Annotated in this window: 20 protein-coding genes and 1 pseudogene; 9 read left to right on the forward strand and 12 right to left on the reverse strand. The window is 69.7% G+C overall.

Features of this window, described 5'->3' with window-relative positions:
• Window positions 1-127 precede the first annotated feature (127 nt).
• Together ACWC1K_RS47865 and ACWC1K_RS47870 are read right to left on the reverse strand one after the other, a co-directional pair.
• Window positions 128-781, reverse strand: coding sequence for a class I SAM-dependent methyltransferase (locus ACWC1K_RS47865; protein ID WP_450840205.1), 654 nt, complete (start codon window positions 779-781; stop codon window positions 128-130).
• Window positions 782-855: 74 nt separating this feature from the next.
• The gene (locus tag ACWC1K_RS47870) at window positions 856-1,758 is read right to left on the reverse strand and encodes a D-alanyl-D-alanine carboxypeptidase family protein (protein ID WP_450840207.1); all 903 of its coding nucleotides are present in this window, start codon (window positions 1,756-1,758) and stop codon (window positions 856-858) included.
• Window positions 1,759-1,955: 197 nt separating this feature from the next.
• On the opposite strand from ACWC1K_RS47870, the gene ACWC1K_RS47875 reads away from it, so the two are divergent.
• From ACWC1K_RS47875 to ACWC1K_RS47885, 3 genes are all read left to right on the forward strand, one after another.
• On the forward strand, window positions 1,956-2,618 hold the full coding sequence (locus ACWC1K_RS47875; protein WP_450840209.1) for a GntR family transcriptional regulator: 663 nt from the start codon (window positions 1,956-1,958) through the stop codon (window positions 2,616-2,618).
• Window positions 2,615-3,922 carry an MFS transporter gene (locus ACWC1K_RS47880; RefSeq protein ID WP_450840211.1) on the forward strand — a complete coding sequence of 436 codons (1,308 nt, stop codon included), beginning with the start codon at window positions 2,615-2,617 and terminating at the stop codon, window positions 3,920-3,922. The genes ACWC1K_RS47875 and ACWC1K_RS47880 overlap by 4 nt, the downstream gene beginning before the upstream one ends.
• A 177-nt stretch (window positions 3,923-4,099) precedes the next feature.
• Window positions 4,100-4,858 (forward strand): hypothetical protein, encoded by a 759-nt coding sequence (locus ACWC1K_RS47885; protein WP_450840213.1) that lies wholly within the window; start codon window positions 4,100-4,102, stop codon window positions 4,856-4,858.
• Window positions 4,859-4,878: 20 nt separating this feature from the next.
• On the opposite strand, the gene ACWC1K_RS47890 is transcribed toward ACWC1K_RS47885, so the two are convergent.
• Window positions 4,879-5,703: a maleylpyruvate isomerase family mycothiol-dependent enzyme gene (locus ACWC1K_RS47890; protein WP_450840215.1), complete on the reverse strand. Its 825-nt coding sequence runs from the start codon at window positions 5,701-5,703 to the stop codon at window positions 4,879-4,881.
• Between the two features lie 179 nt (window positions 5,704-5,882).
• On the opposite strand from ACWC1K_RS47890, the gene ACWC1K_RS47895 reads away from it, so the two are divergent.
• Window positions 5,883-6,656, forward strand: coding sequence for a carbon-nitrogen family hydrolase (locus tag ACWC1K_RS47895; RefSeq protein ID WP_450840216.1), 774 nt, complete (start codon window positions 5,883-5,885; stop codon window positions 6,654-6,656).
• Window positions 6,657-6,676: 20 nt separating this feature from the next.
• On the opposite strand, the gene ACWC1K_RS47900 is transcribed toward ACWC1K_RS47895, so the two are convergent.
• On the reverse strand, window positions 6,677-7,171 hold the full coding sequence (locus ACWC1K_RS47900) for an LURP-one-related/scramblase family protein (protein WP_450840218.1): 495 nt from the start codon (window positions 7,169-7,171) through the stop codon (window positions 6,677-6,679).
• Window positions 7,168-7,590 (reverse strand): annotated as a pseudogene (locus ACWC1K_RS47905) (AraC family transcriptional regulator); the annotation flags it as partial. The gene ACWC1K_RS47900 and the pseudogene ACWC1K_RS47905, both read right to left, overlap by 4 nt.
• Before the next feature lie 214 nt (window positions 7,591-7,804).
• Here ACWC1K_RS47905 and ACWC1K_RS47910 point away from each other — a divergent pair.
• Complete coding sequence (locus ACWC1K_RS47910) at window positions 7,805-8,653, forward strand: calcium-binding protein (RefSeq protein ID WP_450840220.1); 849 nt, start codon at window positions 7,805-7,807, stop codon at window positions 8,651-8,653.
• Between the two features lie 79 nt (window positions 8,654-8,732).
• Here ACWC1K_RS47910 and ACWC1K_RS47915 read toward each other — a convergent pair whose 3' ends face one another.
• The 4 genes from ACWC1K_RS47915 to ACWC1K_RS47930 all read right to left on the reverse strand — a co-directional run bounded on the left by ACWC1K_RS47915 (window position 8,733) and on the right by ACWC1K_RS47930 (window position 14,051).
• On the reverse strand, window positions 8,733-8,987 hold the full coding sequence (locus ACWC1K_RS47915; RefSeq protein ID WP_450840222.1) for a DUF6458 family protein: 255 nt from the start codon (window positions 8,985-8,987) through the stop codon (window positions 8,733-8,735).
• 111 nt (window positions 8,988-9,098) lie between these two features.
• The gene (locus ACWC1K_RS47920; RefSeq protein ID WP_450840224.1) at window positions 9,099-10,730 is read right to left on the reverse strand and encodes a hypothetical protein; all 1,632 of its coding nucleotides are present in this window, start codon (window positions 10,728-10,730) and stop codon (window positions 9,099-9,101) included.
• A 97-nt stretch (window positions 10,731-10,827) separates the two neighbouring features.
• Complete coding sequence (locus ACWC1K_RS47925) at window positions 10,828-12,126, reverse strand: M18 family aminopeptidase (RefSeq protein ID WP_450840225.1); 1,299 nt, start codon at window positions 12,124-12,126, stop codon at window positions 10,828-10,830.
• A 98-nt stretch (window positions 12,127-12,224) separates the two neighbouring features.
• A complete protein-coding gene (locus ACWC1K_RS47930) occupies window positions 12,225-14,051 on the reverse strand; it encodes an acyl-CoA dehydrogenase (protein ID WP_450840227.1) in 1,827 nt (608 codons plus the stop codon).
• A 148-nt stretch (window positions 14,052-14,199) separates the two neighbouring features.
• Between ACWC1K_RS47930 and ACWC1K_RS47935 the strand changes: the two genes are divergently transcribed.
• The 3 genes from ACWC1K_RS47935 to ACWC1K_RS47945 all read left to right on the forward strand — a co-directional run bounded on the left by ACWC1K_RS47935 (window position 14,200) and on the right by ACWC1K_RS47945 (window position 16,877).
• Window positions 14,200-14,667, forward strand: a complete 468-nt coding sequence (locus ACWC1K_RS47935; protein WP_030939169.1) for an SseB family protein — start codon at window positions 14,200-14,202, stop codon at window positions 14,665-14,667.
• A gap of 105 nt (window positions 14,668-14,772) precedes the next feature.
• The gene (locus ACWC1K_RS47940) at window positions 14,773-15,744 is read left to right on the forward strand and encodes a pirin family protein (protein WP_390694908.1); all 972 of its coding nucleotides are present in this window, start codon (window positions 14,773-14,775) and stop codon (window positions 15,742-15,744) included.
• An 86-nt stretch (window positions 15,745-15,830) separates the two neighbouring features.
• Complete coding sequence (locus ACWC1K_RS47945; protein WP_450840229.1) at window positions 15,831-16,877, forward strand: AI-2E family transporter; 1,047 nt, start codon at window positions 15,831-15,833, stop codon at window positions 16,875-16,877.
• Here the strand turns inward: ACWC1K_RS47945 and ACWC1K_RS47950 are convergent.
• Window positions 16,850-19,009, reverse strand: coding sequence for an ATP-binding SpoIIE family protein phosphatase (locus ACWC1K_RS47950; RefSeq protein ID WP_450840231.1), 2,160 nt, complete (start codon window positions 19,007-19,009; stop codon window positions 16,850-16,852). The two genes, ACWC1K_RS47945 and ACWC1K_RS47950, sit on opposite strands and share 28 nt — an antisense overlap.
• 156 nt (window positions 19,010-19,165) lie before the next feature.
• Here ACWC1K_RS47950 and aspS point away from each other — a divergent pair, with 156 nt between their 5' ends.
• Window positions 19,166-20,929, forward strand: a complete 1,764-nt coding sequence (aspS, locus tag ACWC1K_RS47955) for an aspartate--tRNA ligase (RefSeq protein ID WP_450840232.1) — start codon at window positions 19,166-19,168, stop codon at window positions 20,927-20,929.
• A 191-nt stretch (window positions 20,930-21,120) separates the two neighbouring features.
• Here aspS and ACWC1K_RS47960 read toward each other — a convergent pair whose 3' ends face one another.
• Window positions 21,121-21,597, reverse strand: a complete 477-nt coding sequence (locus tag ACWC1K_RS47960) for a hypothetical protein (protein WP_450840234.1) — start codon at window positions 21,595-21,597, stop codon at window positions 21,121-21,123.
• Between the two features lie 61 nt (window positions 21,598-21,658).
• Entirely contained in the window at window positions 21,659-23,389 is a 1,731-nt protein-coding gene (gene metG, locus ACWC1K_RS47965) for a methionine--tRNA ligase (RefSeq protein WP_450840235.1), read from the reverse strand.
• Between the last annotated feature and the right edge of the window lie 149 nt (window positions 23,390-23,538).

Raw genomic sequence — 23,538 nt, forward strand, 5'->3', positions numbered from 1 at the left:
GGCCATCGCCGAGTTCATCCGGGCCCGCGCCATGGACGAAGCCGGGGCCGCAGGACGCATGCAGTACTTCCAGCAGAACGGCGGCACCATCCAGCGCGCACCCGTCCCGGGTGCGCGGCTCCTTCGGTCACAGCGGTCGACGGCACAGCAGGGTGGCGATCCGTGCCCTCCTGCCCTCCTCGGGCTCCTGGAACACCCGTGCCGTGACGACCAGCCCGGCCCGCTCCAGGAGGTCCACGAGCTGCTCCGGCGGGAGCCGGTGGGACTCGTACGAGACCGGATGGCCGCCGTAGGCCGGCTTCGGCCGGACACGTTCGCCGGCTCCCACGTAGCCGGCCAGCATGAGCAGGCCGCCGGGCCTGAGGGTCCGGTGGAACTCGCCGTAGACGAGCGGGAGCAGCTCCGGCGGGGTGTGGTGGGTGGAGTAGTAGGCGAGGATGCCGGCGAGGGAGCCGTCCTCGATGTCCAGGCCGGTCATCGAGCCCACCGTGAAGGACAGTTCCGGATGGGCCCGGCGGGCCAGTTCGACCATCCTCGGGGACAGGTCGACGCCGAAGGCGGACAGCCCCAGCGCGGTGAGGTGAGCGGTCACGAGGCCCGGGCCGCAGCCCAGGTCCGCGACGCGCCCGCCGCCGCCCTCCCGCACGGCTTCCGCGAACGCGGTCAGCAACGCCCGTGACAGCGGATCCAGTTCGGCGGGCCGCCTGACCTGCTTCAGATAGTCGGCGGCGACGGTGTCGTACGACTCCCGGACGGCGGTGAGGTAGGAGGGCTCGGTCATCCGGCGACTCTAGACGAGGCGAAGGGCCCCTCGCCGTCGGCGAGGGGCCCTTCCGTTCCTGTCCTGACCCGGGGTCAGCTGATCTTCGCGTACCCGTAGTTGATGAGCTTCTTCACGTCCGAGGTGCGGTCGGTCGCGGAGGGGGCGGTCATGACGGCGCCGATCACCGACTTGCCGTTCAGCGTGGCGGCGAAGACGAGGCAGTAGTGGGCATCGGGGCCCGAGCCGGTCTTGATGCCGAGCGTGCCGTTCCAGCCGAGCAGCGTGTTGGTGTTCGTCCACGTGCTCATCGTGCGCGTCGACCCGGAGCTCGTGACCGTCTTCGCCGTGTACGACTTGGTCTTCACGACGGTCTTGAACGCGGTGCTCTTCATCACACTGCGGGCGACCTTCGTCAGATCGCGCGGCGTCGAGTAGTTGTTGCCGTTGCTGAGGCCGTCGAACGAGTCGAAGTGCGTGTTCGTCATGCCGAGGCTCTGGGCCATCGTGTTCATCTTGCCGATGAAGTTCTTGGTCCGGGCGGCGGACGTCGTGCCGGATCCGAACTTGTCGGCCAGCGCGAACGCGGCGTCGCAGCCGGACGGCAGCAGCATCCCGTACAGCAGCTGACGGACGGTGACCTTGTCGCCGACGATCAAGTGCGCCGACGACGGGTAGCCCTTGGCGACCATGTAGTCGCTGACGGCCTTCTTGATCGTGACCTTGGTGTCCAGGTTCAGGTTCGGCTGCGAGAGGACGACCTTCGCGGTCATGACCTTCGTCGTGGAGGCCGTGAGCCGCTTCGTGTCGGCGGCCTTGGTGAAGAGGGTCTTGCCGGTGGCGCTGTTCATCAGGTACCCGCCCTTGGCGGTGATGGTGGGCGTCGTGACAGCCTGCGCCGGTGCCGCGGTGAGAGCTCCGGTGGCGAGCACTGCGCCGGCCGTGACGGCGACGGCTGCGGCTCTGCGGACACGGAAGCCCTTGATGGCGGTTTTCAACTCAAATACCCCGATTACGTCGAATGCCCCTGGGATGCGGCCAAGTTGGAAGGGAAAGAAAGTGGGGCCGCACGTGTGTGACACGTAAGTAGCACAGAAGGTTGTGCGGTTGATGAGGCGGGGTGTTCCTTGGGCTCCGGTCGTCCGGATGCTGGACGAGCCCCCTCATGGGTACGTGTTGTATCTATCCTGTTCGCATGAGCAGCCCCGGGACCCTGACCGCCAAGCAACCACCCGCCGCCGACCGCGTCTACACCCACGTCAAGCAGGGCGTCCTGGAGCGCCGCTACGAGGGCGGGACCCTCCTCACCGAGGGCGAACTCGCCGAGGCCGTGGGGGTGTCCCGCACGCCGGTGCGCGAGGCGCTGCTGCGGCTCGAGGTGGAAGGGCTGATCAAGCTCTACCCGAAGAAGGGAGCCCTGGTCCTGCCCGTGTCCGCGCAGGAGATCGCGGACGTGGTGGAGACCCGGCTGCTGGTCGAGGTGCATGCGGCGCGCAAGGCCGTGCCCGCCCCCGCGGGGCTCGTCGAGCGGCTGGAGGAACTGCTGGCGAAGCAGAAGGCGCAGGCCGCCGCGGGCGACCTCGCCGGGGCCGCCGTCACCGACCGCTGCTTCCACGCCGAGATCGTCCGCAGCGGGGGCAACGAGATCCTCTCCCGGCTCTACGACCAGCTCAGGGACCGGCAGTTGCGCATGGGCGTCGCGATCATGCACTCCCATCCCGACCGGGTCGCCAAGACCCTCGCCGAGCACGAGGAGATCCTCCAGGCGCTGCGCTCCGGGGACCCGGAGGCGGCGGTCGGGGTCGTGCACCGGCACGTCAGCTGGTTCGCGCACCTGGCGCGGGGTGAGGTGCGATGAGGCAGTCGTCCGCCACGACCACCCTGCCGGGTGACCCGCCGGGCGGCCGGCGCGCGATGGCCGTGTGGGGCATCGGCGTCTCCGTCTACTTCGTCGCCGTCATCTTCCGTACGTCCCTCGGGGTCGCCGGCCTCGACGCCGCCGACCGCTTCCATGTGAACGCCTCGGCGCTGTCGACCTTCTCGATCCTGCAGCTCCTCGTCTACGCCGGCATGCAGATACCCGTCGGCCTGCTGGTGGACCGGCTCGGCACCAAGAAGGTGCTGACCATCGGGGTCGTGCTCTTCACGGCCGGTCAGCTCGGGTTCGCGGTCTCCCCCTCGTACGGCACGGCCCTCGCCTCCCGTGCGCTGCTCGGCTGCGGTGACGCGATGACCTTCATCAGCGTGCTGCGGCTGGGCACCCGCTGGTTCCCGGCGCGGCGCGGGCCGCTGGTCGCGCAGCTCGCGGGGCTGGCCGGCATGGCGGGCAACCTGGTCTCCACGCTGGTGCTGGCCCGGCTGCTGCACGGCCTGGGCTGGACGGCCGCCTTCGCGGGCAGCGCGCTGGCCGGAGTCGTCGTCCTCGTGCTGCTCCTGCTGTTCCTGAAGGACCACCCCGAGGGGCACGAGCCGGAGCCGTTCCCGCACCAGGGCGCCGCGTATGTGCGGCGGCAGATCGCGGCCTCCTGGCGCGAGCCGGGGACGCGGCTCGGGCTGTGGGTGCACTTCACGACCCAGTTCCCGGCGATGGTGTTCCTGCTGCTGTGGGGGCTGCCCTTCCTGGTGCAGGCGCAGGGCCTGTCACGGGCCACGGCCGGTGAGCTCCTCACCCTGGTCGTCCTGTCGAACATGGTCGTGGGTCTGGTCTACGGCCAGATCATCGCCCGGCACCACGCGGCGCGGCTGCCGCTGGCGCTCGGAACCGTGGGCGCCACGGCCGTGGTGTGGGCGGCGACGCTGGCCTACCCGGCCGACCGGGTGCCGATGTGGCTGCTGATCGTGCTGTGCACGGTGCTCGGCTTCTGCGGTCCGGCGTCGATGATCGGCTTCGACTTCGCGCGGCCGGCCAACCCGGCGGAGCGGCAGGGCACGGCCTCCGGGATCACCAACATGGGCGGCTTCGTCGCCTCGATGACCACGCTGTTCGCGATCGGGGTGCTGCTGGACGCCACGGGCGACGACTACACCGTCGCGTTCTCCGCCGTGTTCGTGCTCCAGGCGCTCGGGGTCGGTCAGATCCTGCGGCTGCGTAAGCGGGTCGCCCGGCGGGAGCGGGAGCGGCTGGTGGCGAGCCGGGTGGAGACGGTGCACGTGCCCGCGTGAGGCGGGCGGTTCACCGCGACGGAGGTTCACAGCCCAGGTGTTGCTCTGTCATGGGAGTGTGACAGCGGTGTCGTGAAGCGGGGACGGGGGTGAACCCGGGAGACCGGCTGCCCCTCATAGTCAGCGAGCGCATCGCATGCCTCGAACGCAGTCCTCGCTCCCGAAGGGAACCTCCTGATGAACCGCCACCTGCGCAAGACCGCCCTCGTCACCGCCGCGATCTCGGCCGGCCTGCTGATGACGGCTTGTCAGAACGGTTCCACCGGCAAGAGCAGCTCCCCGGACACGTCGGCATCCACGACGGCCACGTCGCAGGGCACGTCGAAGACCTCGGGATCGTCCCCGAGCTCCGGCACCTCGAGCACCTCCGCCGGGAACACGTCGAAGTCCCAGCAGGGCGTGAACGCCGTCGTCACCGGGGGCACGGTCAGTTACCTCGCCCCGGGCAAGTACCTCGTGTCCGTGCCCGGAAAGACCGACCGGGCGTTCTTCGTCGCAAGCGACACGCAGATCCACGGCGCCGGCACGATCTGCGGCGGCTCGAACTGCACCCTGGACCAGCTGGAGAAGGCCACCAGGAAGGCGGCCGTCCCCGCCGATGTGACGATCAGGAAGGGCGTCGCCACCGTCGTCCGTGAACGCGCGGGCGCCGGCAGCGGCACCGGCACCAAGGGCGTCAGCGGCACCTGGCTCGGCAACGTCAGCTATCTGGCGCCGGGCAAGTTCACCGTGTCCGACATGAAGGGCGTCGAGCAGGCGTTCTACGTCGCCGACAGCACCAAGGTGTACGGCGCGGGCACCATCTGCGGCACCCAGGGGTCCTCGGCGACCTCCCGCTGCACCCTGGACCAGCTGGAGGCCGCCGCCAAGAAGGGCGTCTCCGCGAAGGTCGTGATCAGCGGCGGTGTCGCCACGACCGTCACCGAGGACCACTGATCACCGGATCCCCGCAGGCGCTACGGCGTCACCGTGAAGTTCCGCAGGATCGCCGCCGTCAGCGCCGGGTCCCCCTCCGTCTTCACCCGGTCCGCGGCCGCCTCCGGGGTCACCCGGCCGCAGGCCAGGCGTACATACGTCTCCCAGTCGAGGGTGAGGGTGGCGGCGGGGCCGAGGGCGGGGGCGGTTTCGAGGGTGCCGCGGCCCTGGATGTCGACGCGGATGGTGCGCAGGAACTCGACCGGTCCGTGCACGTCGAAGACGATCGCCGAACTGCGCGGCGCGTCCGACTTCTCGGCCACGACAGCGGGAAGCTCGGCGAGGAGCACGTCGCGGGCGACGTGCGCGCCGGGGGAGTCGAGGTTGCCGGGGCGGCCCAGGGCCGCGCGGAGGTCCTGTTCGTGCACCCACACGTTGAAGGCGTGGGAACGCATGGACTCTTCGAGGGTGAGCTCGGTGCTGAGGGGGCCGCGCACCTTGGTGCCCGGGTCGCGCGACTCGTTGCGCAGCTGGCGGTTGCGACGGATGATCACGTACTCCAGCTCGGACGTCATCTCCGGCGCCGTGTGGTGACGGCGGACGTCGACCTGCATCTCCATGTAGCGCTGGTGGTCGTTGGTGACGTGGAAGAGGTCGCGCGGCAGGGTGTGGATGGGGCGCGGGTCACCGAGCATCTCGCAGTCCAGGCCGATGACATGGGAGACGACGTCACGGACCGACCACCCCGGGCACGGCGTCCGCCGGTTCCACTCTCCCTCCACAAGCGGCCCCACCAGCTCGGATATCGCTTCGATGGAGTGGGTCCAGGCGTCGGCGTAGGGCTGGAGGGTGGGATGCAGACTCACGGAACGGGACCCCTCGGTCGGTACACGGGCGGTTGGTGGCAGCGTTGCCAGCGGGAGGTGGCTGCACTCGGCGGGTGTCTTGAAACGCTAAGTTACGCTGCTGTGAGGCACCCCGGCAGTGCTTTCGTGTGACGATCGTAGGCCCGTGTGGACGGCTCGAATGCCAGGACGGTGGTAGTGTGCGCGCTTCTCTGATCCAGATCGCCGTAGACGAGGGCGAATCGGTCGAATCGCGTCGGCGGCGGGTGGCCTCGCTGGTACGGGAGCAGGCCGGGGCCGATCTGGTCGTGCTGCCCGAGCTCTGGACGACCGGCGCCTTCGCCTACGAGGGGTTCGGCACCGAGGCCGAGCCGCTGGAGGGGCCGACGTACGAGGCGATGGCGAAGGCGGCGAGCGACGCGGGCGTGTGGCTGCACGCGGGCTCGATCCCCGAACGTGACCCTGAAGGTCCCCTCTACAACACGTCTCTCGTCTTCTCCCCCTCCGGTGATCTGGCCGCCGCCTACCGCAAGATCCACCGCTTCGGCTTCGACAAGGGCGAGGCCGTACTGATGGGCGCGGGGCGGGAACTGGTGACGGTCCGTCTGCCCGAGACGACCGTGGGCGTCGCCACCTGCTACGACCTCCGTTTCCCCGAACTCTTCCGCGGTCTCGTCGACGCCGGCGCCGAGACCCTGGTCGTCCCGGCGGGCTGGCCGGAGCGCCGCCGGGCGCACTGGACGCTGCTGGCCCAGGCGCGGGCGGTCGAGAACCAGGCGTTCGTGCTTGCCTGTGGAACGGCCGGGACGCATGCGGGAGTTCCGCAGGCGGGTCACTCGATCGTGGTGGATCCGTGGGGCGAGGTCCTCGCGGAGGCCGGGGCGGACGAGGAGATCCTCACCGTGGAGTTCGATCCGGGGAAGGTCGCGACGACGCGTGAGCAGTTCCCGGCGCTGAAGGACCGGGTCCTCTAGGCCCAGGCGGCTGCGGGGGATCAGTCGTCCTCCCGTTCCTTCTCCGCCAGGTGGATCACGCAGACCGTCACCGCGATCAGCAGCGCCGGGTCCGCGTCCTCCCGTACGACGTCGACGCCGTAGGTCTCCCGGATGTGCAGCCAGCGGCGGGAGATCACGGCCAGGAGTTCGCCGTCGTACTCGATGGCGAACTCCCGGTCGAGGATCTTGCCGCTGACGTCGAGTTCCGTGCCGTCGACCAGGGAGACCCGGTAGTGGTGGCGCAGCAGGGACAGGCGTTTGCGCTTGATGCGCGCGAGGGCGGAGCCGTCCCGTTCGATCACCATGGTGTCCCGCAGGGCGAACATCTTCTGGTGGATGTCGATCAGGACGCGCCCCTGGGTGTCCTTCAGCTCGAAGGTGTCCCTCAGGCGCATGGCCTTGCCGTCGACGAGGAACACCTTGGTGCCGTGCTCGTCCTCGATCCAGTAGTCGTCACCGATGCCGAGGAGCCGGTCGCGTACGAGGAATCTCATACCGTCACCGCTTCCCCGGCGGCCGGTCCGCAACGCCGCCGGTAGGCCGACGGGCTGAGTCCCGTCTCCCGCCGCACGAGCGCGCGCAGGTCGGCCGCGGTTCCGAGGCCGCTCCGCGCCGCCACCACGTCCAGCCCCGCCCCTCTCCCGCTCGATCAGCCGGCAGGCGAGCGCCGCCCTCCCCCCTGCCCTCACGGGCGTGGAGGGACCCCCACCCCCGTGAGCCGGGCCGGCGGAGTCGTGCCGAGTACCGCCCGGAAGCGGCGGCGCGGCGTGGCGGGGGAGACGGCCGCGCGGGCCGCGAGACCGGCCACCGTCAGCGGCTCCCCCAGCCGTTCCTGCGCCCATGCCGGCAGCGGGCCGGGCGACTCGTGGGGCACCCCGGGCACCGGCCGCTCCACGAACTGCCGCTGCGCGCCGACGAGTTCTTGCCGGTGCTGGAGGGCGAACTCCACATCTCCCTGCGACCGGCCACGCCCTGAGCTGACCGGCCTGCGGAATCGAGCGGGCCGACGGGTGTCCCGGAGCTGAACTTCCCGTACGCGTGCGGGAGTTGACCAACCAAGTCGGTGAACCCCGAGTCGGACGTGGCGTAAGTCGCACACCTGCGCACGTTCCTCTCGGAGGTTCCCCATGCACGCTCGTCACGCCCGCCGTCTGACACGCGCCGTCCCGGTGGTGACGCTGGCCCTCGGCGCGGCCCTGGCCATACCGCTCGGCACCGCCTCCGCCGCGACGGCACCCGCGACCGCCGCGGTCAACCAGTCCGGCTGGCAGCTCACGTACAGGGCCGCCCCAGGCCAGACCAACAAGGCCGGCGTCACCGCCTCGCTCACCGCGGACCGCACGGGCATCACCTACGTCATCGACGATGTCGTCCCGATCGGCGCGGGCCACGGCTGTGCCTATCCCTCCGCGTCCGACCGCACGAAGGTCTCCTGCACGGTCACCTTCGTGGACAGCCAGGACCCGTACCCCGGTGTGGTCGTGGACCTCGGCGACGGCAACGACACGTTCGCCTACGCCAACAACACCGACCAGATCTACACCTACGCCCAGATCTCCCTGGGCGCCGGCAACGACAGGTCGACCGACTCCGGCCGCCTCGACGGCGCCTACGTCGGCGGCGACGCGGGCAATGACACCATCGCCGTGGGCGCGGAGGGCCTCGCCTGGGGCGGCGACGGCAACGACACGATCACCGCGAGCGGCGGCGACAACATCGTGCAGGGCGGCAAGGGCGACGACACGCTGCACGGCGGCAACGGGGCCCAGTACCTGTCCGGCGACGACGGCAACGACACGCTCACCGGCGGCACCGACGCCGACAGTCTGTACGGCGGCAAGGGCAACGACGTCCTGTACGGCGACAGCGGCAACGACAAGCTCTACGGCAACAGCGGGAACGACAGGCTGTACGGCGGGCCGGGCAGCGACACGCTGTCGGGCGGCCCCGGCACGGATGTGATCCGCCAGGGCTGACGGCCGGCGGGGGCGTGCCCGTCCGCCTCGTCGCCGAGGGGACGGACCGCCCTCCGCCGGTCTTTGCGGGCATGGACGATCAGACGCCGTAACCGTCGGAGTAACCGTCGCGCCGGTGGTGGTGGGTCCCCTCCTCGTCGATGACGGGTGTGGTGGGTGGCACCATCACACGGCGGCGGCGGGCGATGCTGCTGAAGGTGCTGACGCCGATCAGTCCGACGATCATGAGGATGATGCCGACCAGGTCGAGGTTGACCCCCTGCATGTGCCAGTCGGTCGCGAACGTGAGGATGGCTCCCACGGCGATGAGGATGATGCATCCGCCGAGGCCCATGAGTTGTCGCCTCCCTGTGCGGTCCGGAGCTGCCGGGGTTCCGGCCGACTCCGGGTACCCGCGGGCCCGTTGCCCATGCGGATGCCGCCGCTCCCGTCGCTGCGACCTGCGTCACGTCACGTCGACGTAGTCCTCCCGGCCGGAACTGACCAGGTGGGTGCTGGTCGGGTAGAGCAGTACCGCGACCCAGGTGCCGTCCTTCGAGGCGGTGAAGCCCTTGCTGAAGGTGCCGTCGGAGCGGGTGTACGTGTTGCCCATGTCGTACCAGCTGCTTGCGCCCCTGGGCCGGAAGAGGATCTTCACCTTCTGGCCGCCGTAGGCCTTCCAGGCGCCCGAGGTGTAGTGCTGCAGCCTGCCCTTGCAGGTGATCGTGCGGCCCTTGCGGACGGGCTCGGGCGAGGCGTTGCCGTCGATGATGCGGGTCGGCGTGCGCTGGGCGTGGACGACGGAGCTGTACGACTCCTGGAAGGCGCTGTTGCCCTTGAAGTGCGCCCGGTAGTAACCCTTGTAGGGCGCGTCGAAGGTGCCCTTGAAGGGCATCCCCGTGTCGGATTCGCCGCCGCTCGCCGCGACCGTCTTCATGGTCTGCCAGCCGGTCTTCCCGTCGGCCGAGTACTGGAGTTCGACCCCTGAGACCGAGGGTGTCTGCCTGCCGGTGATCAGCAGGCCCTTGGCGGTGAGTTCGGAGTACTTGTTCAAGCTCGCCGTGAAGCCGGTGAAGGACGTCGTGTAGGCGACGTACACATTGGCTGTCTCATACCCGCTGTACCTCAGGTATGTCCCGGTGCGCACCTGCACATCGACCCGTCCGGTCTTCGGCACGGTCAGGCCTGCGGTGAAGCGGCCGTCGACGCCCGTGACGGGTGCCGCGCCGACGCCGGGGCCTCCGTCGCCGCTCTCCCACACCTCGTCGACGACCGCTCCGGCCAGCGGCTTCCACACCCCGTCGAGGTACACCTCGGCCGTGCCGGAGACCGTGGCCGGCTCACCGGCCTTCACGTACACGTCGGTGGAGTCCAGGGTCACGCGGGTCTGCGCCTGCACGGCGCGGACCTCGACGCTTTCGTTGGCCCGGGACTGGTAGAAGGGATCGGCCAGCCGCAGCCAGGCGTTGACGTAGTTGTCGTAGGGGTCGGTCACCGTGTAGGAGGCGGTGAAGCGGCCGTCCGCGCCGGTCGTGGGCGTCGGCGCGTTCCCGCCGGAGAGCTCCAGGTCCACCTCCTTGCCCGCCGCCGGCGTCGTCTCGCCGGTGCGCGGGTCGGTGACCGTGAAGCCGCCGGTGACGGTGACGTCCTGGTGCTCGTAGTCCGGGTTCTGCGGCGTGGCCTGCAGATCCGTCAGGTTCGCCTCGAGCTCGTACTGGTAGGTGCCCTCGGCCTTGGTGGTGTCCCCGTCGGCATCGGTCAGGTCGACGACGACACGGTAGGTGCCGAGGTCCGCCAGGCGCAGCGGGGCGGTGGTGCGCCACGTGTTCGCGAAGCCGGTGCTGGAATCCGGGGTGAAATCGCTGACCTCGGTGACCTCCTGGGCGTCGGCGGCGGAGCCCGGCGCGTAGAGGTGCGCGGTGATCGAGGTGAGGGCGGTGTCGGAGGAGGCGGACACCCACACCAGACCCTGGCCCGGGTGGTCGCCGCTGCCGACGCCGTACAGCACGGGCGCCACCGCCGCGTGCGCCGCCGGCACCGGGCCGAGCAGCAGGCCGGCCGCGACGGACGCGCAGGCCAGCACCGACTTTCTTCGCATGTGTAGTCCCCCCACGAGACCGAAAATCATCCAAGACTGACCGAAAGACAGTGCAAGAGTGAGCGAATCTTACGCAGGGGGACCGGCGCCCGGGGAGCTACCCCTCCAGGAACGCCACCAGGGCGTTGGCCAGCAGATACGGGTCGTCCGCGCCGCACAGCTCACGGGCGCTGTGCATGGAGAGGATCGCGACGCCGATGTCGACGGTCTTGATGCCGTGCCGGGCCGCGGTGATCGGGCCGATCGTCGTGCCGCACGGCATGGAGTTGTTGGAGACGAAGGACTGGAAGGGGACGTCCGCCTTCTCGCAGGCGGCGGCGAAGACCGCACGGCCCGAACCGTCCGTCGCGTAGCGGTTGTTGACGTTGACCTTGAGGATCGGGCCGCCGTTGACCCGCGGGTGGTGCGTGGGGTCGTGGCGCTCCGCGTAGTTGGGGTGCACCGCGTGACCGGTGTCCGAGGACAGGCACACCGTGCCCGCGAAGGCTCTCGCCCGGTCCTCGAACGAGCCGCCGCGCGCGAACACCGAACGCTCCAGCACGCTGCCGAGCAGCGGCCCGTCCGCGCCCGTGTCCGACTGTGAGCCGTTCTCCTCGTGGTCGAAGGCGGCCAGCACCGGGATGTACGGCAGGTCCGCACCGCCGGAGGCGACCGCGGTCAGCGCGGCCACGGTCGCGTGCACGGACAGCAGGTTGTCCATGCGCGGTCCCGCGAGCAGCTCCTTGTCGCGGCCCAGGTAGGCGGGCGGCTCCACGGAGTGCGTCATCAGGTCCCAGCCGGTGACCTCGCCCGCCGGCAGCCCCGCGGTCTCCTCCAGGAAGGCGATCAGGTCACCGTCGCGCACATCGCCGCCCAGGCCCCAGATGGGCGTCAGATGGCGCTGCTTGTCCAGCTTGAGGCCCTCCGCGGACACCGAACGGTCCAGGTGGATGGCGAGCTGGGGCACCCTCAGGAGCGGGCGGTCGACGTTCACCAGACGCGTCGAGCCGCCCCGCAGGGTCAGCCGGCCGGCCAGGCCCAGGTCGCGGTCGAGCCAGGAGTTGAGGAGCGGGCCGCCGTAGATCTCCACCGCCACCTGGCGCCAGCCGTGCGCCCCGGTGTCGGGCAGCGGCTTGACCCGCAGGTTCGGGGAGTCGGTGTGTGCGCCGACGATACGGAACGGCGTGTGGGGCGCCGCGCCCTCGGGGACGTACCAGGCCACGATCGCGCCGCCGCGCAGCACATACCTGCCGCCGGTCGCCCCGTCCCAGGCGTCCGTCTCCGCGACCTGGCGGAACCCTGCCTTCTCCAGCCGCTCGGCGGCGCTCGCCACCGCGTGGTACGGCGACGGGCTCGCCGTCAGGAAGGACATGAGGTCGTCGGTGTGGCCGCGGTCGAAGCGGTGGGGTTCGCTCATGGGTTCACCTTAACGACGTACGAGGGCCCACTCCTCGTGATGAGGAGCGGGCCCTCGTGAGGGCGATGTGGAGTTCTGGCTACCCAGAACGGGAGCGCTTAGAACGCCGCCTCGTCCAGCTCCATCAGGTCCAGCTCGACGTTCTCCGCCAGCTTGCGGGCGCCCGTGACGCCCGGCAGGACGTTGGCCGCGAAGAACTTCGCCGCCGCGATCTTGCCCGTGTAGAACGCCTTGTCCTTCGCGGAAGCCGTCTGGAGCTTCTCGGCGGCGATCGCGGCACCCTTGAGCAGCAGGTATCCGACGACCACGTCACCGGAGGCCATCAGCAGGCGGGTGGTGTTCAGGCCCACCTTGTAGATGTTCTTGACGTCCTGCTCGGTGGCCGCGAGGTCGGTCAGCATCAGGCCGACGATGGCCTCCAGCTCGACGGCGGCCTTCGCGAGGTGCTCGCGGGCGCCGGCCAGCTCCTCGCCGCCCTCGCCGAGCGCCAGGAACTTCTTGATCTCCTCCGCGAGGGTGTTCAGCGCCGCGCCCTGGTTGCGGACGATCTTCCGGAAGAAGTAGTCCTGGCCCTGGATCGCGGTGGTGCCCTCGTACAGGGTGTCGATCTTGGCGTCGCGGATGTACTGCTCGATCGGGTACTCCTGCAGGAAGCCGGAGCCGCCGAAGGTCTGCAGCGACTGGGCGAGCTGCTCGTAGCCCTTCTCCGAGCCGTAGCCCTTGACGATCGGCAGGAGCAGGTCGTTCAGGGCCTCCAGCGCCTTGGTGTCCTCGCCCGCAGCTTCCTTGACCTGGATCTCGTCCTGGAGGGAGGCCGTGTAGAGCACCAGGGCGCGCATGCCCTCCGCGTACGCCTTCTGCGTCATCAGCGAGCGGCGGACGTCCGGGTGGTGCGTGATGGTGACCTTGGGAGCGGTCTTGTCCATGAAGTTCGCCAGGTCGGGGCCCTGGACGCGCTCCTTGGCGTACTCCAGCGCGTTCAGGTAGCCCGTCGACAGCGTGGAGATCGCCTTCGTGCCGACCATCATGCGGGCGAACTCGATGATGCGGAACATCTGGCGGATGCCGTCGTGCTTGTCGCCGATCAGCCAGCCCTTGGCGGGGTGCTGGTCGCCGAAGGTCATCTCGCAGGTGTTGGAGGCCTTCAGGCCCATCTTGTGCTCGACGTTCGTCGCGTACACGCCGTTGCGCTCGCCCAGCTCGCCGGTCTCGAAGTCGAAGAGGTACTTCGGGACGAGGAAGAGGGACAGGCCCTTGGTGCCGGGGCCCGCGCCCTCGGGACGGGCGAGGACGTAGTGGAGGATGTTCTCCTCCATGTCGTGCTCACCGGACGTGATGAAGCGCTTCACGCCCTCGATGTGCCAGGAGCCGTCCTCCTGCTGGATCGCCTTGGTGCGGCCGGCGCCGACGTCCGAACCCGCGTCGGGCTCGGTGAGCACCATGGTGGAGCCCCAGGTCTTCTCCACGGCGATCTTGGCTATGTGCTTCTGGACCTCGTTGCCCTCGTCGAAGAGGATGCCGGCGAACGCCGGGCCGGAGGCGTACATCCACACGGCCGGGTTCGAGCCGAGCAGCAGCTCCGCGTACGACCAGATCAGGGAGCGCGGGGCGGTGGTGCCGCCGATCTCCTCGGGCAGGCCCAGACGCCAGTACTCCGAGTCCATGAAGGCCCGGTAGCTCTTCTTGAAGGACGCCGGGACCGGGGCGGTGTTCGTCTCCGGGTCGAAGACCGGCGGGTTGCGGTCGGCGTCCGCGAAGGACTCCGCCAGCTCGTTCTCCGCGAGGCGGGTCAGCTCCTCGAGGATGCTCTTCGCGGTGTCGACGTCCATCTCCTCGAACGGGCCGGTGCCGTACAGCTTGTCCCGACCGAGGACTTCGAAGAGGTTGAACTCGATGTCGCGCAGATTCGACTTGTAGTGCCCCATGGCGACGGCTCCGTTAGAGAAATCGGCGAGGCACCGGGTGTAGCTCCTCGCACTAGTTCACGTACCAACAAGTAGCTACGATGATGCTACCCGTCGGTAATAAGAAGCAACCCCGAACGGGTTTCTGTGACTCAGTACTCTTGCGTCCATGTACGGCTACGACCAGAACGTGGGTGCGGGGGCGCAGCAGCAGTACGCCCAGCCGCAGCAGGGCCCCGGCGGCTACGGGCAGCAGCAGCCGCTGTATCCCGAGCCGTCCCCGCCGTCCCTCGCGGACGCGGTACGGGCCTTCACCACCGGCCAGCTGTCCGCGGAGGACTTTCAGCAGGTCTTCGCCACGTCGAAGGTCTACTGCCCGCGCGGCGACAACCCCGGTTTCCTCGCCCTGCACAACACCCAGCAGCCGGTGATCCCGATGTTCACCTCGCTCAAGGAGCTGCGCCGGTACGCGGGCAAGGAGTCCAAGTACTTCGTGATCACGGGGGCCGAGGTCATCGACCTGCTCCCCACCGGCTACGGCTTCGTCCTCGACATGGAGGGCGAGCACCGCATGGTCTTCGACGCCAAGGCGGTGGAGCAGATGGTCGAGTTCGCGATGCGCAGAATGTACGGCTGACACCTGTCTGCCGGAGCCCGGAGGGAATGCCCTCCGGGCTTTCTCTGTTACGGGTGGCAGAAAGTTCAATGCTCAACTAAACTGGCCGCACAAGGAGGTACCGACATGCCTGCAGTGACCGTCGAGAACCCGCTGACCCTGCCCCGCGTGGCCGCCCCGGCCGACGCCGTGGCACGTCCCGTGCTCGCCGTCACGACCGCGCCGAGCGGTTTCGAGGGCGAGGGCTTCCCGGTGCGCCGGGCGTTCGCCGGGATCAACTACAAGTACCTCGACCCGTTCATCATGATGGACCAGATGGGCGAGGTGGAGTACGCGCCGGGCGAGCCCAAGGGCACCCCCTGGCACCCGCACCGCGGCTTCGAGACCGTCACCTACATCATCGACGGGATCTTCGACCACCAGGACTCGCAGGGTGGTGGCGGCACCATCACCAACGGCGACACCCAGTGGATGACCGCGGGTTCGGGCCTGCTGCACATCGAGGCCCCGCCGGAGTCCCTCGTCATGTCCGGCGGCCTCTTCCACGGCCTCCAGCTGTGGGTGAACCTCCCGGCCAGGGACAAGATGATGGCCCCGCGCTACCAGGACATCCGAGGCGGAAACGTTCAGCTGCTGACGACACCGGACGGCGGCGCGCTGCTGCGGGTCATCGCCGGTGAGCTCGACGGCCACCAGGGCCCCGGCATCACGCACACGCCGATCACGATGATCCACGCGACGCTCGCGCCGGGTGCCGAGCTCACCCTGCCGTGGCGCGAGGACTTCAACGGCCTCGCGTACGTCCTCGCCGGCCGGGGCGCGGTCGGTGCCGAGCGCCGGCCGATCGAGCTGGGCCAGACCGCCGTGTTCGGTGCGGGCTCCGCGCTGACCGTCCGCGCGGACGAGAAGCAGGACTCGCACACCCCGGACCTGGAGGTCGTGCTCCTGGGCGGACAGCCGATCCGGGAGCCCATGGCCCACTACGGCCCGTTCGTCATGAACACCCGCGAGGAACTCCAGCAGGCCTTCGAGGACTTCCAGAAGGGCCGGCTGGGCACCATCCCGGCCGTGCACGGGATGACCGAGGGCGGCCTGTAGGACCGCGCGCGGGCGGAGCGCCGGGTCTCACCCGGGTGGTCCGTCCGCGCAGGACACGGCACCGGCGGGCGTGATCCGCTGGACGGGTGCAGCTCCTCCCCGACCCCGTCCGGCGGCTCGCCGCCTGGTGCGCCGTGATCCTGCTGGTCGCCGGGGTCGTGTACGTCGGGGTCCTGCTGTGCTCGCAGTTCCGTACGGCCGTGACACCGGTGCTGCTCGCCCTGCTCGGGACCGCCCTGCTCCGGCCCCTGCACCGGCGGCTCGTCAGGGCCAGGGTCAACCCGTCCGTCGCCGCCGGGCTCACCTGTGTCGCGGTGGTGGCCGTGGTCGGCGGGGCCGTGTACATCGTCGTCGCAGCGCTCATCGACACCGGTGACCAGATCGTCGCCTCCCTGAAGGACGCGGCCCAGGGCGTCGCCGATCACTTCGGGGCCGCGGGGACCTCCCTGGACGACCTCGCCACGAACGCCAAGGACCTGCTCACCAAGTTCGGCGGGACCGCCGCCTCCAACGTCATCAGCGGGGTCAGCGTCGTCGGCGAGACCATCGCCATGGCCGTCCTCGCGCTGTTCCTCGTCTTCTTCTTCCTGCGGGACTCGCACAAGGCCGCCGACCTGATCCGGGGCATCGCCCCGGGGGAGAGCGGCGACACGCTCGAGGCCATGGCCCGCCGTGCCTATGAGGCCGTCGAGGGATTCATGCGCGGCACCAGCTTCATCGCGCTCATCGACGCCGTCTGCATCACCCTGGGACTGCTGGTGCTGGATGTGCCCGGTGCCGTCGGGCTCGGCGCGCTCGTCTTCGTCGGGGCTTTCATCCCCTACCTCGGCGCCTTCGTCTCCGGTGCCGTCGCCGTGCTGGTCGCGCTCGCCGACCGCGGTTTCGTGATCGCGCTGTGGGTGCTCGGGGTGGTCCTCGCGGTCCAGGTGCTGGAGGGGCACGTGCTGACGCCGATGATCCAGAGCCGGACCGTGCAGATGCACCCGGCGATGGTGATGGTGGCCATCACGGCGGGGGCCTCCGTCGCAGGCGTGCTCGGGATGCTGCTCGCCGTACCGCTCACCGCCGCCGCCTTCGGCGTCGTACACGAGCTGCGGGCGCGGTATCAGATACCCGAGCCGTCGGACTCGTAGAGCTCGAACCAGATGCTCTTGCCCTCGCCCTGCGGATCCACGCCCCAGGCGTCCGCGAGCAGCTCGATGAGCATCAACCCGCGCCCCGAGGAGGCCAGTTCGCCGGGGCGGCGCTTGTGCGGGAGGGCGTCGCTGGTGTCCGTGACGGTGATGCGCATCCGGCGGCCGCCCCGCTCGCCCCGCACCTCCGCCAGCAGCAGCGCGTCGGCGTCGGTGTGCACGAGGACGTTGGTGAGCATCTCGGAGACCAGCAGCACCGCCGAGTCGACCTGGTCCGCCGACGGCCAGTCGTGCAGCAGCTCGCGCAGGTGCTGACGGGCCACCGCCACCCGCTCCGGTTCCGCCTGCGCGACGGACAGCATGGTGCGGCGGACCCTCGGCGGCACGAGCAGCTTCTCGCCGAAGCCCTCCTCGGGCCGGGACAGCAGCAGTACGGCTATGTCGTCCTCGCGCCGGTCCGCCAGGGGGCCGGTGGTGTGGTGCGAGGAGGGGCCGTGGACCCCCTGGACCAGGGCGTCGGCCAGTTCCTCCAGGTCGCCCTTGTGGTCCTCGAGGATCGCGCGGATGCGCTGCCAGCCGCTCTCCAGGTCGTGGCCGCCGGTCTCGATCAGACCGTCCGTGCAGATCAGCATGGTCTCGCCGGGTTCGAGGATGATCCGGGTGGTCGGATAGTCGGCGTCCGGGTCGATGCCGAGCGGCAGACCGCCCGCCGTCGGACGGGCCAGCACCGTGCCGTCCGCCATCCGGATCGCCGGGTCCGGGTGCCCGGCGCGGGCGATGTCGAGGGTCCCGGTCGCCGGATCGGCCTCGACGTACAGACAGGTCGCGAAGCGCAGGTCCGCCAGAGCGTCCTCCTCGGCGGCGCCGGGCCGCGTGGCGCCGTCCGACAGGCCGTGCAGGAACCGGGAGGCGCGGGAGAGCACCGCGTCGGGACGGTGGCCCTCGGAGGCATAGGCGCGCAGGGCGATACGGAGCTGGCCCATCAGGCCGGCCGCCCGCACGTCATGGCCCTGGACGTCACCGATGACCAGGGCGATCCGGCCTCCCCCGGAGGGGGGACTCCCCGGCAGCGGGATCATGTCGTACCAGTCGCCGCCGACCTGGAGGCCGCCGCCGGTGGGGACGTAGCGGGCGGCGACGCTCATGCCCGGTATCTGCGGGCCGAGGGTCGGCAGCATCGAGCGCTGCAGGCCGTCGGTCAGGGCACGCTCGGTCTCGGCGGTGCCGGCCCGGGACAGGGCCTGGGCGAGCATGCGGGCCACCGTCGTCAGCACGGACCGCTCGTCCGGATTGAAGGTCACCGGGTAGGCGAAGGCCGCCATCCAGGCGCCCATCGTGCGGCCCGCCACCGTCAGCGGCAGGAACGCCCAGGAGTGGCGGTTGAAGGACGCGGCGAGCGGCCAGGCGGCCGGGTAGCGCGACTTGTACTGCTCGGGGGTGGAGAGGTAGACGGCACGGCCGGTGCGGGCCACCTCGGCGGCCGGGTAGTCCGTGTCCAGGGACATGTGTGAGAAGGGGCCGTCGTCGCCGGGCTGGTGCCCGTGGTGGCCGATGATCGTCAGGCGATCGCCCTCCACGCCGAACACCGCCAGTCCGTCCGGGGTGAACCCCGGCATCGACAGGCCCGCCGCGACCCGCAGCACCTCCTCCGTGGACCGCGCCTCGGCCAGCGCCCGGCCCGCGTCCAGCAGGAAGGCCTCCCGGGAGCGCCGCCAGTCACCGGTGACGGCACTGCGTCCGGCCGGCGTGCCCGGAGTCGGCTCGGTGACCTCCTGAAGGGTGCCGATCAGCTGGAAGGACTTCTTCTCGGGGTCGAAGGACGGCTTGGAGCGGGAGCGGACGACACGGACCACCCGGCCCTGCTCGTCCATGATCCGGATCCGCACCTCGGCCAGCGTGCCCTCGGCGACGGCGAGCCCGACCACGGCGATGATCTCGTTCCAGTCGACCGGATGGAGCCTGGCCCGGGCCTTGGCCTCCGTCAGGGTGGTCTGCTCGGCGGGAAGCCCCAGCAGCCGAGCCGCCTCGGCGTCGACCGTGACGAGTTCGGTGGCGGTGTCCCAGTGCCACAGGCCGGTCGCGAGGGCGGCGAGAGCCTCCCCCACGGCGGGCAGAGGCTCACCAGTGCGCATTGCCCCACTTTATGGAGTCGTGATCGAGGAGTGCCACCGATTGGCCACTCTTAATGGTGGGGAGCCGATCTTGGGGTGCCCGGTACTCTGGGGGTTGTTTCACGTGAAACACCCTGAAACACAGCCCCCCGATCCGCGAAGACTGGATGAACGACGATGCATCGGTACAGGTCCCACACCTGCGGCGAGCTCCGCTCCTCTGACGTCGGCACCGACGTCCGGCTGAGTGGCTGGCTGCACAATCGGCGCGACCTGGGCGGCATCCTCTTCATCGATCTGCGCGACCACTACGGCATCACGCAGCTCGTCGCCCGTCCGGGCACCCCGGCCTACGAGGCCCTCGACAAGCTGACCAAGGAGTCGACGGTCCGCGTCGACGGCAAGGTCGTCTCCCGGGGCACCGAGAACGTCAACCCCGACCTGCCGACCGGTGAGGTCGAGGTCGAGGTCGGCGAGGTCGAGCTGCTCGGCGCCGCCGCCCCGCTCCCGTTCACGATCAACACCGAGGACGGGGTCAACGAGGAGCGGCGCCTGGAGTACCGCTTCCTGGACCTTCGCCGCGAGCGCATGCACAAGAACATCATGCTGCGCACGGCGGTCATCTCGGCCATCCGGCACAAGATGACGGCGCTCGGCTTCAACGAGATGGCGACCCCGATCCTGTCGGCGACCTCCCCCGAGGGTGCCCGCGACTTCGTGGTCCCCTCCCGTCTGCACCCGGGCAAGTTCTACGCCCTGCCGCAGGCCCCGCAGCAGTTCAAGCAGCTGCTGATGATCTCCGGCTTCGACCGCTACTTCCAGATCGCGCCCTGCTTCCGTGACGAGGACGCGCGTGCGGACCGTTCGCCGGGCGAGTTCTACCAGCTCGACGTCGAGATGAGCTTCGTCGAGCAGGAGGACGTCTTCCGCCCGATCGAGCAGCTGATGACGGAGCTGTTCGAGGAGTTCGGCGGCGGCCGCCATGTCACCTCGCCCTTCCCGCGGATCCCGTTCCGCGAGGCGATGCTGAAGTACGGCTCCGACAAGCCGGACCTGCGCGCCCAGCTGGAGCTCGTCGACATCACCGACATCTTCGAGGGCTCGGAGTTCAAGGCCTTCGCCGGCAAGCACGTGCGTGCGCTGCCGGTGCCGGACGTCTCCGCGCAGCCCCGCAAGTTCTTCGACCAGCTCGGCGACTTCGCCGTCTCGCAGGGCGCCAAGGGACTGGCCTGGGTGCGCGTGGCCGAGGACGGTTCGCTCTCCGGCCCGATCGCCAAGTTCCTCACCGAGGACAACGTCGCCGAGCTGACCAAGCGCCTGTCGCTGGCCGCCGGGCACGCGGTGTTCTTCGGCGCGGGCGAGTTCGACGAGGTCTCCAAGATCATGGGCGCGGTCCGCGTCGAGGCCGCCAAGCGCGCCGGGCACTTCGAGGAGGGCGTCTTCCGGTTCTGCTGGATCGTCGACTTCCCGATGTACGAGAAGGACGAGGAGACCGGCGCGATCGACTTCTCGCACAACCCCTTCTCCATGCCGCAGGGCGGTCTGGAGGCCCTTCAGACCCAGGACCCGCTGGACATCCTCGGCTGGCAGTACGACATCGTCTGCAACGGCGTCGAGCTGTCCTCCGGCGCGATCCGGAACCACGAGCCGGAGATCATGCTCAAGGCCTTCGAGATCGCGGGCTACGACCGTGACACCGTCGAGGAGAAGTTCGCCGGCATGCTGCGCGCCTTCCGCTTCGGCGCCCCGCCGCACGGCGGCATCGCCCCCGGCGTCGACCGCATCGTCATGCTCCTCGCGGACGAGCCGAACATCCGCGAGACCATCGCCTTCCCGCTCAACGGCAACGCCCAGGACCTGATGATGGGCGCGCCGACGGAGCTGGAGGAGGCGCGGCTGAAGGAGCTGCACCTGTCGGTGCGCAAGCCGCAGCCGAAGTAGTAGGCCACAGGCCGCATACGAAGGGCTCGAAACCGGCGTCGGTTTCGAGCCCTTTCGCTTGAGCACGACGGTGAACTGGAAGCCGGCGCCGGCCGCGGGCCTGGAGCCGTCGGCGAGGAACCTGCTGACGGAACCGGCGACGCCGACGGGCGCCGGAGTGCTCTCCTGGCGCCTGGGTGTCGTACGAGCCGTCAGGTGTCGTACGAGCCGTCCCAGGGCGAGGAGAAGAACAGGCGGTCCGGGTAGAGCTCGGCCCAGCTGCCCTCCTCGTCCTGACCGGTCACCAGGCCGAACAACACACCGTCCGCGGTGAGTTGGAACGGCCGTATGGCGATGTCCGTGTAGGAGCGCCGGGGCAGGCTGCGCAGCAGTTTCGCCAGGTGTATACGGGCGCGGGTGAGGACCGAGTCGTCACCGTGCGGGTTGCGCTGCTGCTCGGCCCAGGTGCCGGCACACCAGATCTCCGAGTCGCGGTACTCGCCCTCGGCGTCGAAGGTGTGGAGCACCGTGTAGAGACGTTTGTGCTCTTCCCAGCCGTCGTCGGGCCGGAACCCCTGCGGGAAGGCATAGGTGATCGATGCCAGGAACTGCCCCTGCGCGTACCGGCCGATGGACTCGGTCCGGTGCTTGGGCACGTAGGCGATCGGAACGATTTCGGGCACTGCCATGGCCGAACAATACGGGGCCCGGAAAGCCGAACGGCCTTCCGAGCCCCGTCTCTCACGGTTCCTACGCGGCCTCGCCCCCGAAGCGCTCCTTGTACGTCTCCAGATCCTCGTCCGTCAGCTTGGCGAACAGGACCGGCGGGACCGTGAAGGGCGTGCCCGCGGGGACGGCGGTGAGGGACTTCGCCTCGGTGGCGGAGACCCAGGTCGCACGCTTTTGATCAGATGCAGTCTCCGGGAGGGCGAAGGCCTGGCGCATGGCGGCCGAGGTCGTCGGGATGAACGGCTCCGAGACCACCGCGTAGAGGTGGATCAGGTTCATCGCCGTGCGCAGGGTCAGGGCCGCGCCGTCCTGGTCGGTCTTGATCTCCAGCCAGGGGGCCTTCTCCTCCAGGTAGGAGTTGCCCGCGGACCACAGGGCGCGCAGGGCCGCGGCCGCCTTGCGGAACTGGAGGGAGTCGAGCTGGGACTCGTACTCGGCGAGGAGCTCCGCGATCTGCTCGCCCAGCTTCCGCTCGGCCTCCCCCGGCTCGCCGCCCGCCGGGACCTCCTCGCCGAAGCGCTTCCTGGAGAACGACAGCACGCGGTTGACGAAGTTGCCGAGGGTGTCGGCCAGGTCCTTGTTGACCGTCGCCGTGAAGTGCTCCCAGGTGAAGGACGAGTCGTCCGACTCCGGGGCGTTGGCGATCAGGAAGTAGCGCCAGTAGTCCGCCGGCAGGATGTCCAGGGCCTGGTCGGTGAAGACGCCCCGCTTCTGGGACGTGGAGAACTTGCCGCCGTAGTACGTCAGCCAGTTGAAGGCCTTGACGTAGTCGACCTTCTTCCACGGCTCGCGGACGCCGAGCTCGGTGGCCGGGAACATCACCGTGTGGAACGGGACGTTGTCCTTCGCCATGAACTGCGTGTAGCGGACGTCGGTGTCGACGTCGTACCACCAGGACTTCCAGTCGCGGTTCTCCGGGTCCTTGTCGGACCACTCCTTCGTCGCGCCGATGTACTCGATCGGGGCGTCGAACCAGACGTAGAAGACCTTGCCCTCCGCCGCCAGCTCCGGCCAGGTGTCGGCCGGGACCGGGACGCCCCAGTCCAGGTCGCGGGTGATCGCGCGGTCGTGCAGGCCCTCGGTCAGCCACTTGTGGGCGATGGAGGAGGCCAGCTGCGGCCAGTCCTTGTCGTGGCGGGCCACCCACTCGCGGACCTCGTTCTCCAGCTTGGACTGGAGGAGGAAGAGGTGCTTGGTCTCACGGACCTCCAGGTCCGTGGAGCCGGAGATCGCCGAACGCGGGTTGATCAGGTCGGTCGGGTCCAGTACGCGGGTGCAGTTCTCGCACTGGTCGCCGCGGGCCTTGTCGTAGCCGCAGTGCGGGCAGGTGCCCTCGACGTAGCGGTCCGGGAGGAAGCGGCCGTCGGCGGGGCTGTAGACCTGGCGGATCGCCCGCTCCTCGATGAAGCCGTTCTCGTTGAGGCGGCGGGCGAAGTGCTGGGTGATCTCGACGTTCTGCGGGGAGGAGCTGCGGCCGAAGTAGTCGAAGGCGAGAGCGAAGCCGTCGTAGACCGCCTTCTGGGCGTCGTGCGCCTGGGCGCAGAACTCGTCCACGGGGATGCCCTGCTCCTTGGCCGCCAGCTCGGCGGGGGTGCCGTGCTCGTCCGTCGCGCAGATGTACAGGACGTCGTGGCCGCGCTGGCGGAGGTACCGGGAGTACACGTCCGCCGGGAGCATGGACCCCACCATGTTGCCCAGGTGCTTGATTCCGTTGATGTACGGAAGGGCGCTGGTGATGAGGTGTCGAGCCATCGGGGGCTGCTCCCAGGTCGGATTTCGGGGTTCTTGGTTCTTTGCGAACCTTGAAATCGTAGCCGACATGGGTGGGCCGCCCGCTTCCCGTTTTACGGGGTGGGAAGGGGCGGCCCGGGTGATCTTTCGTTCTTTCGGCGGGTCTACGG

The organism is Streptomyces sp. NPDC001492, assembly GCF_053597275.1.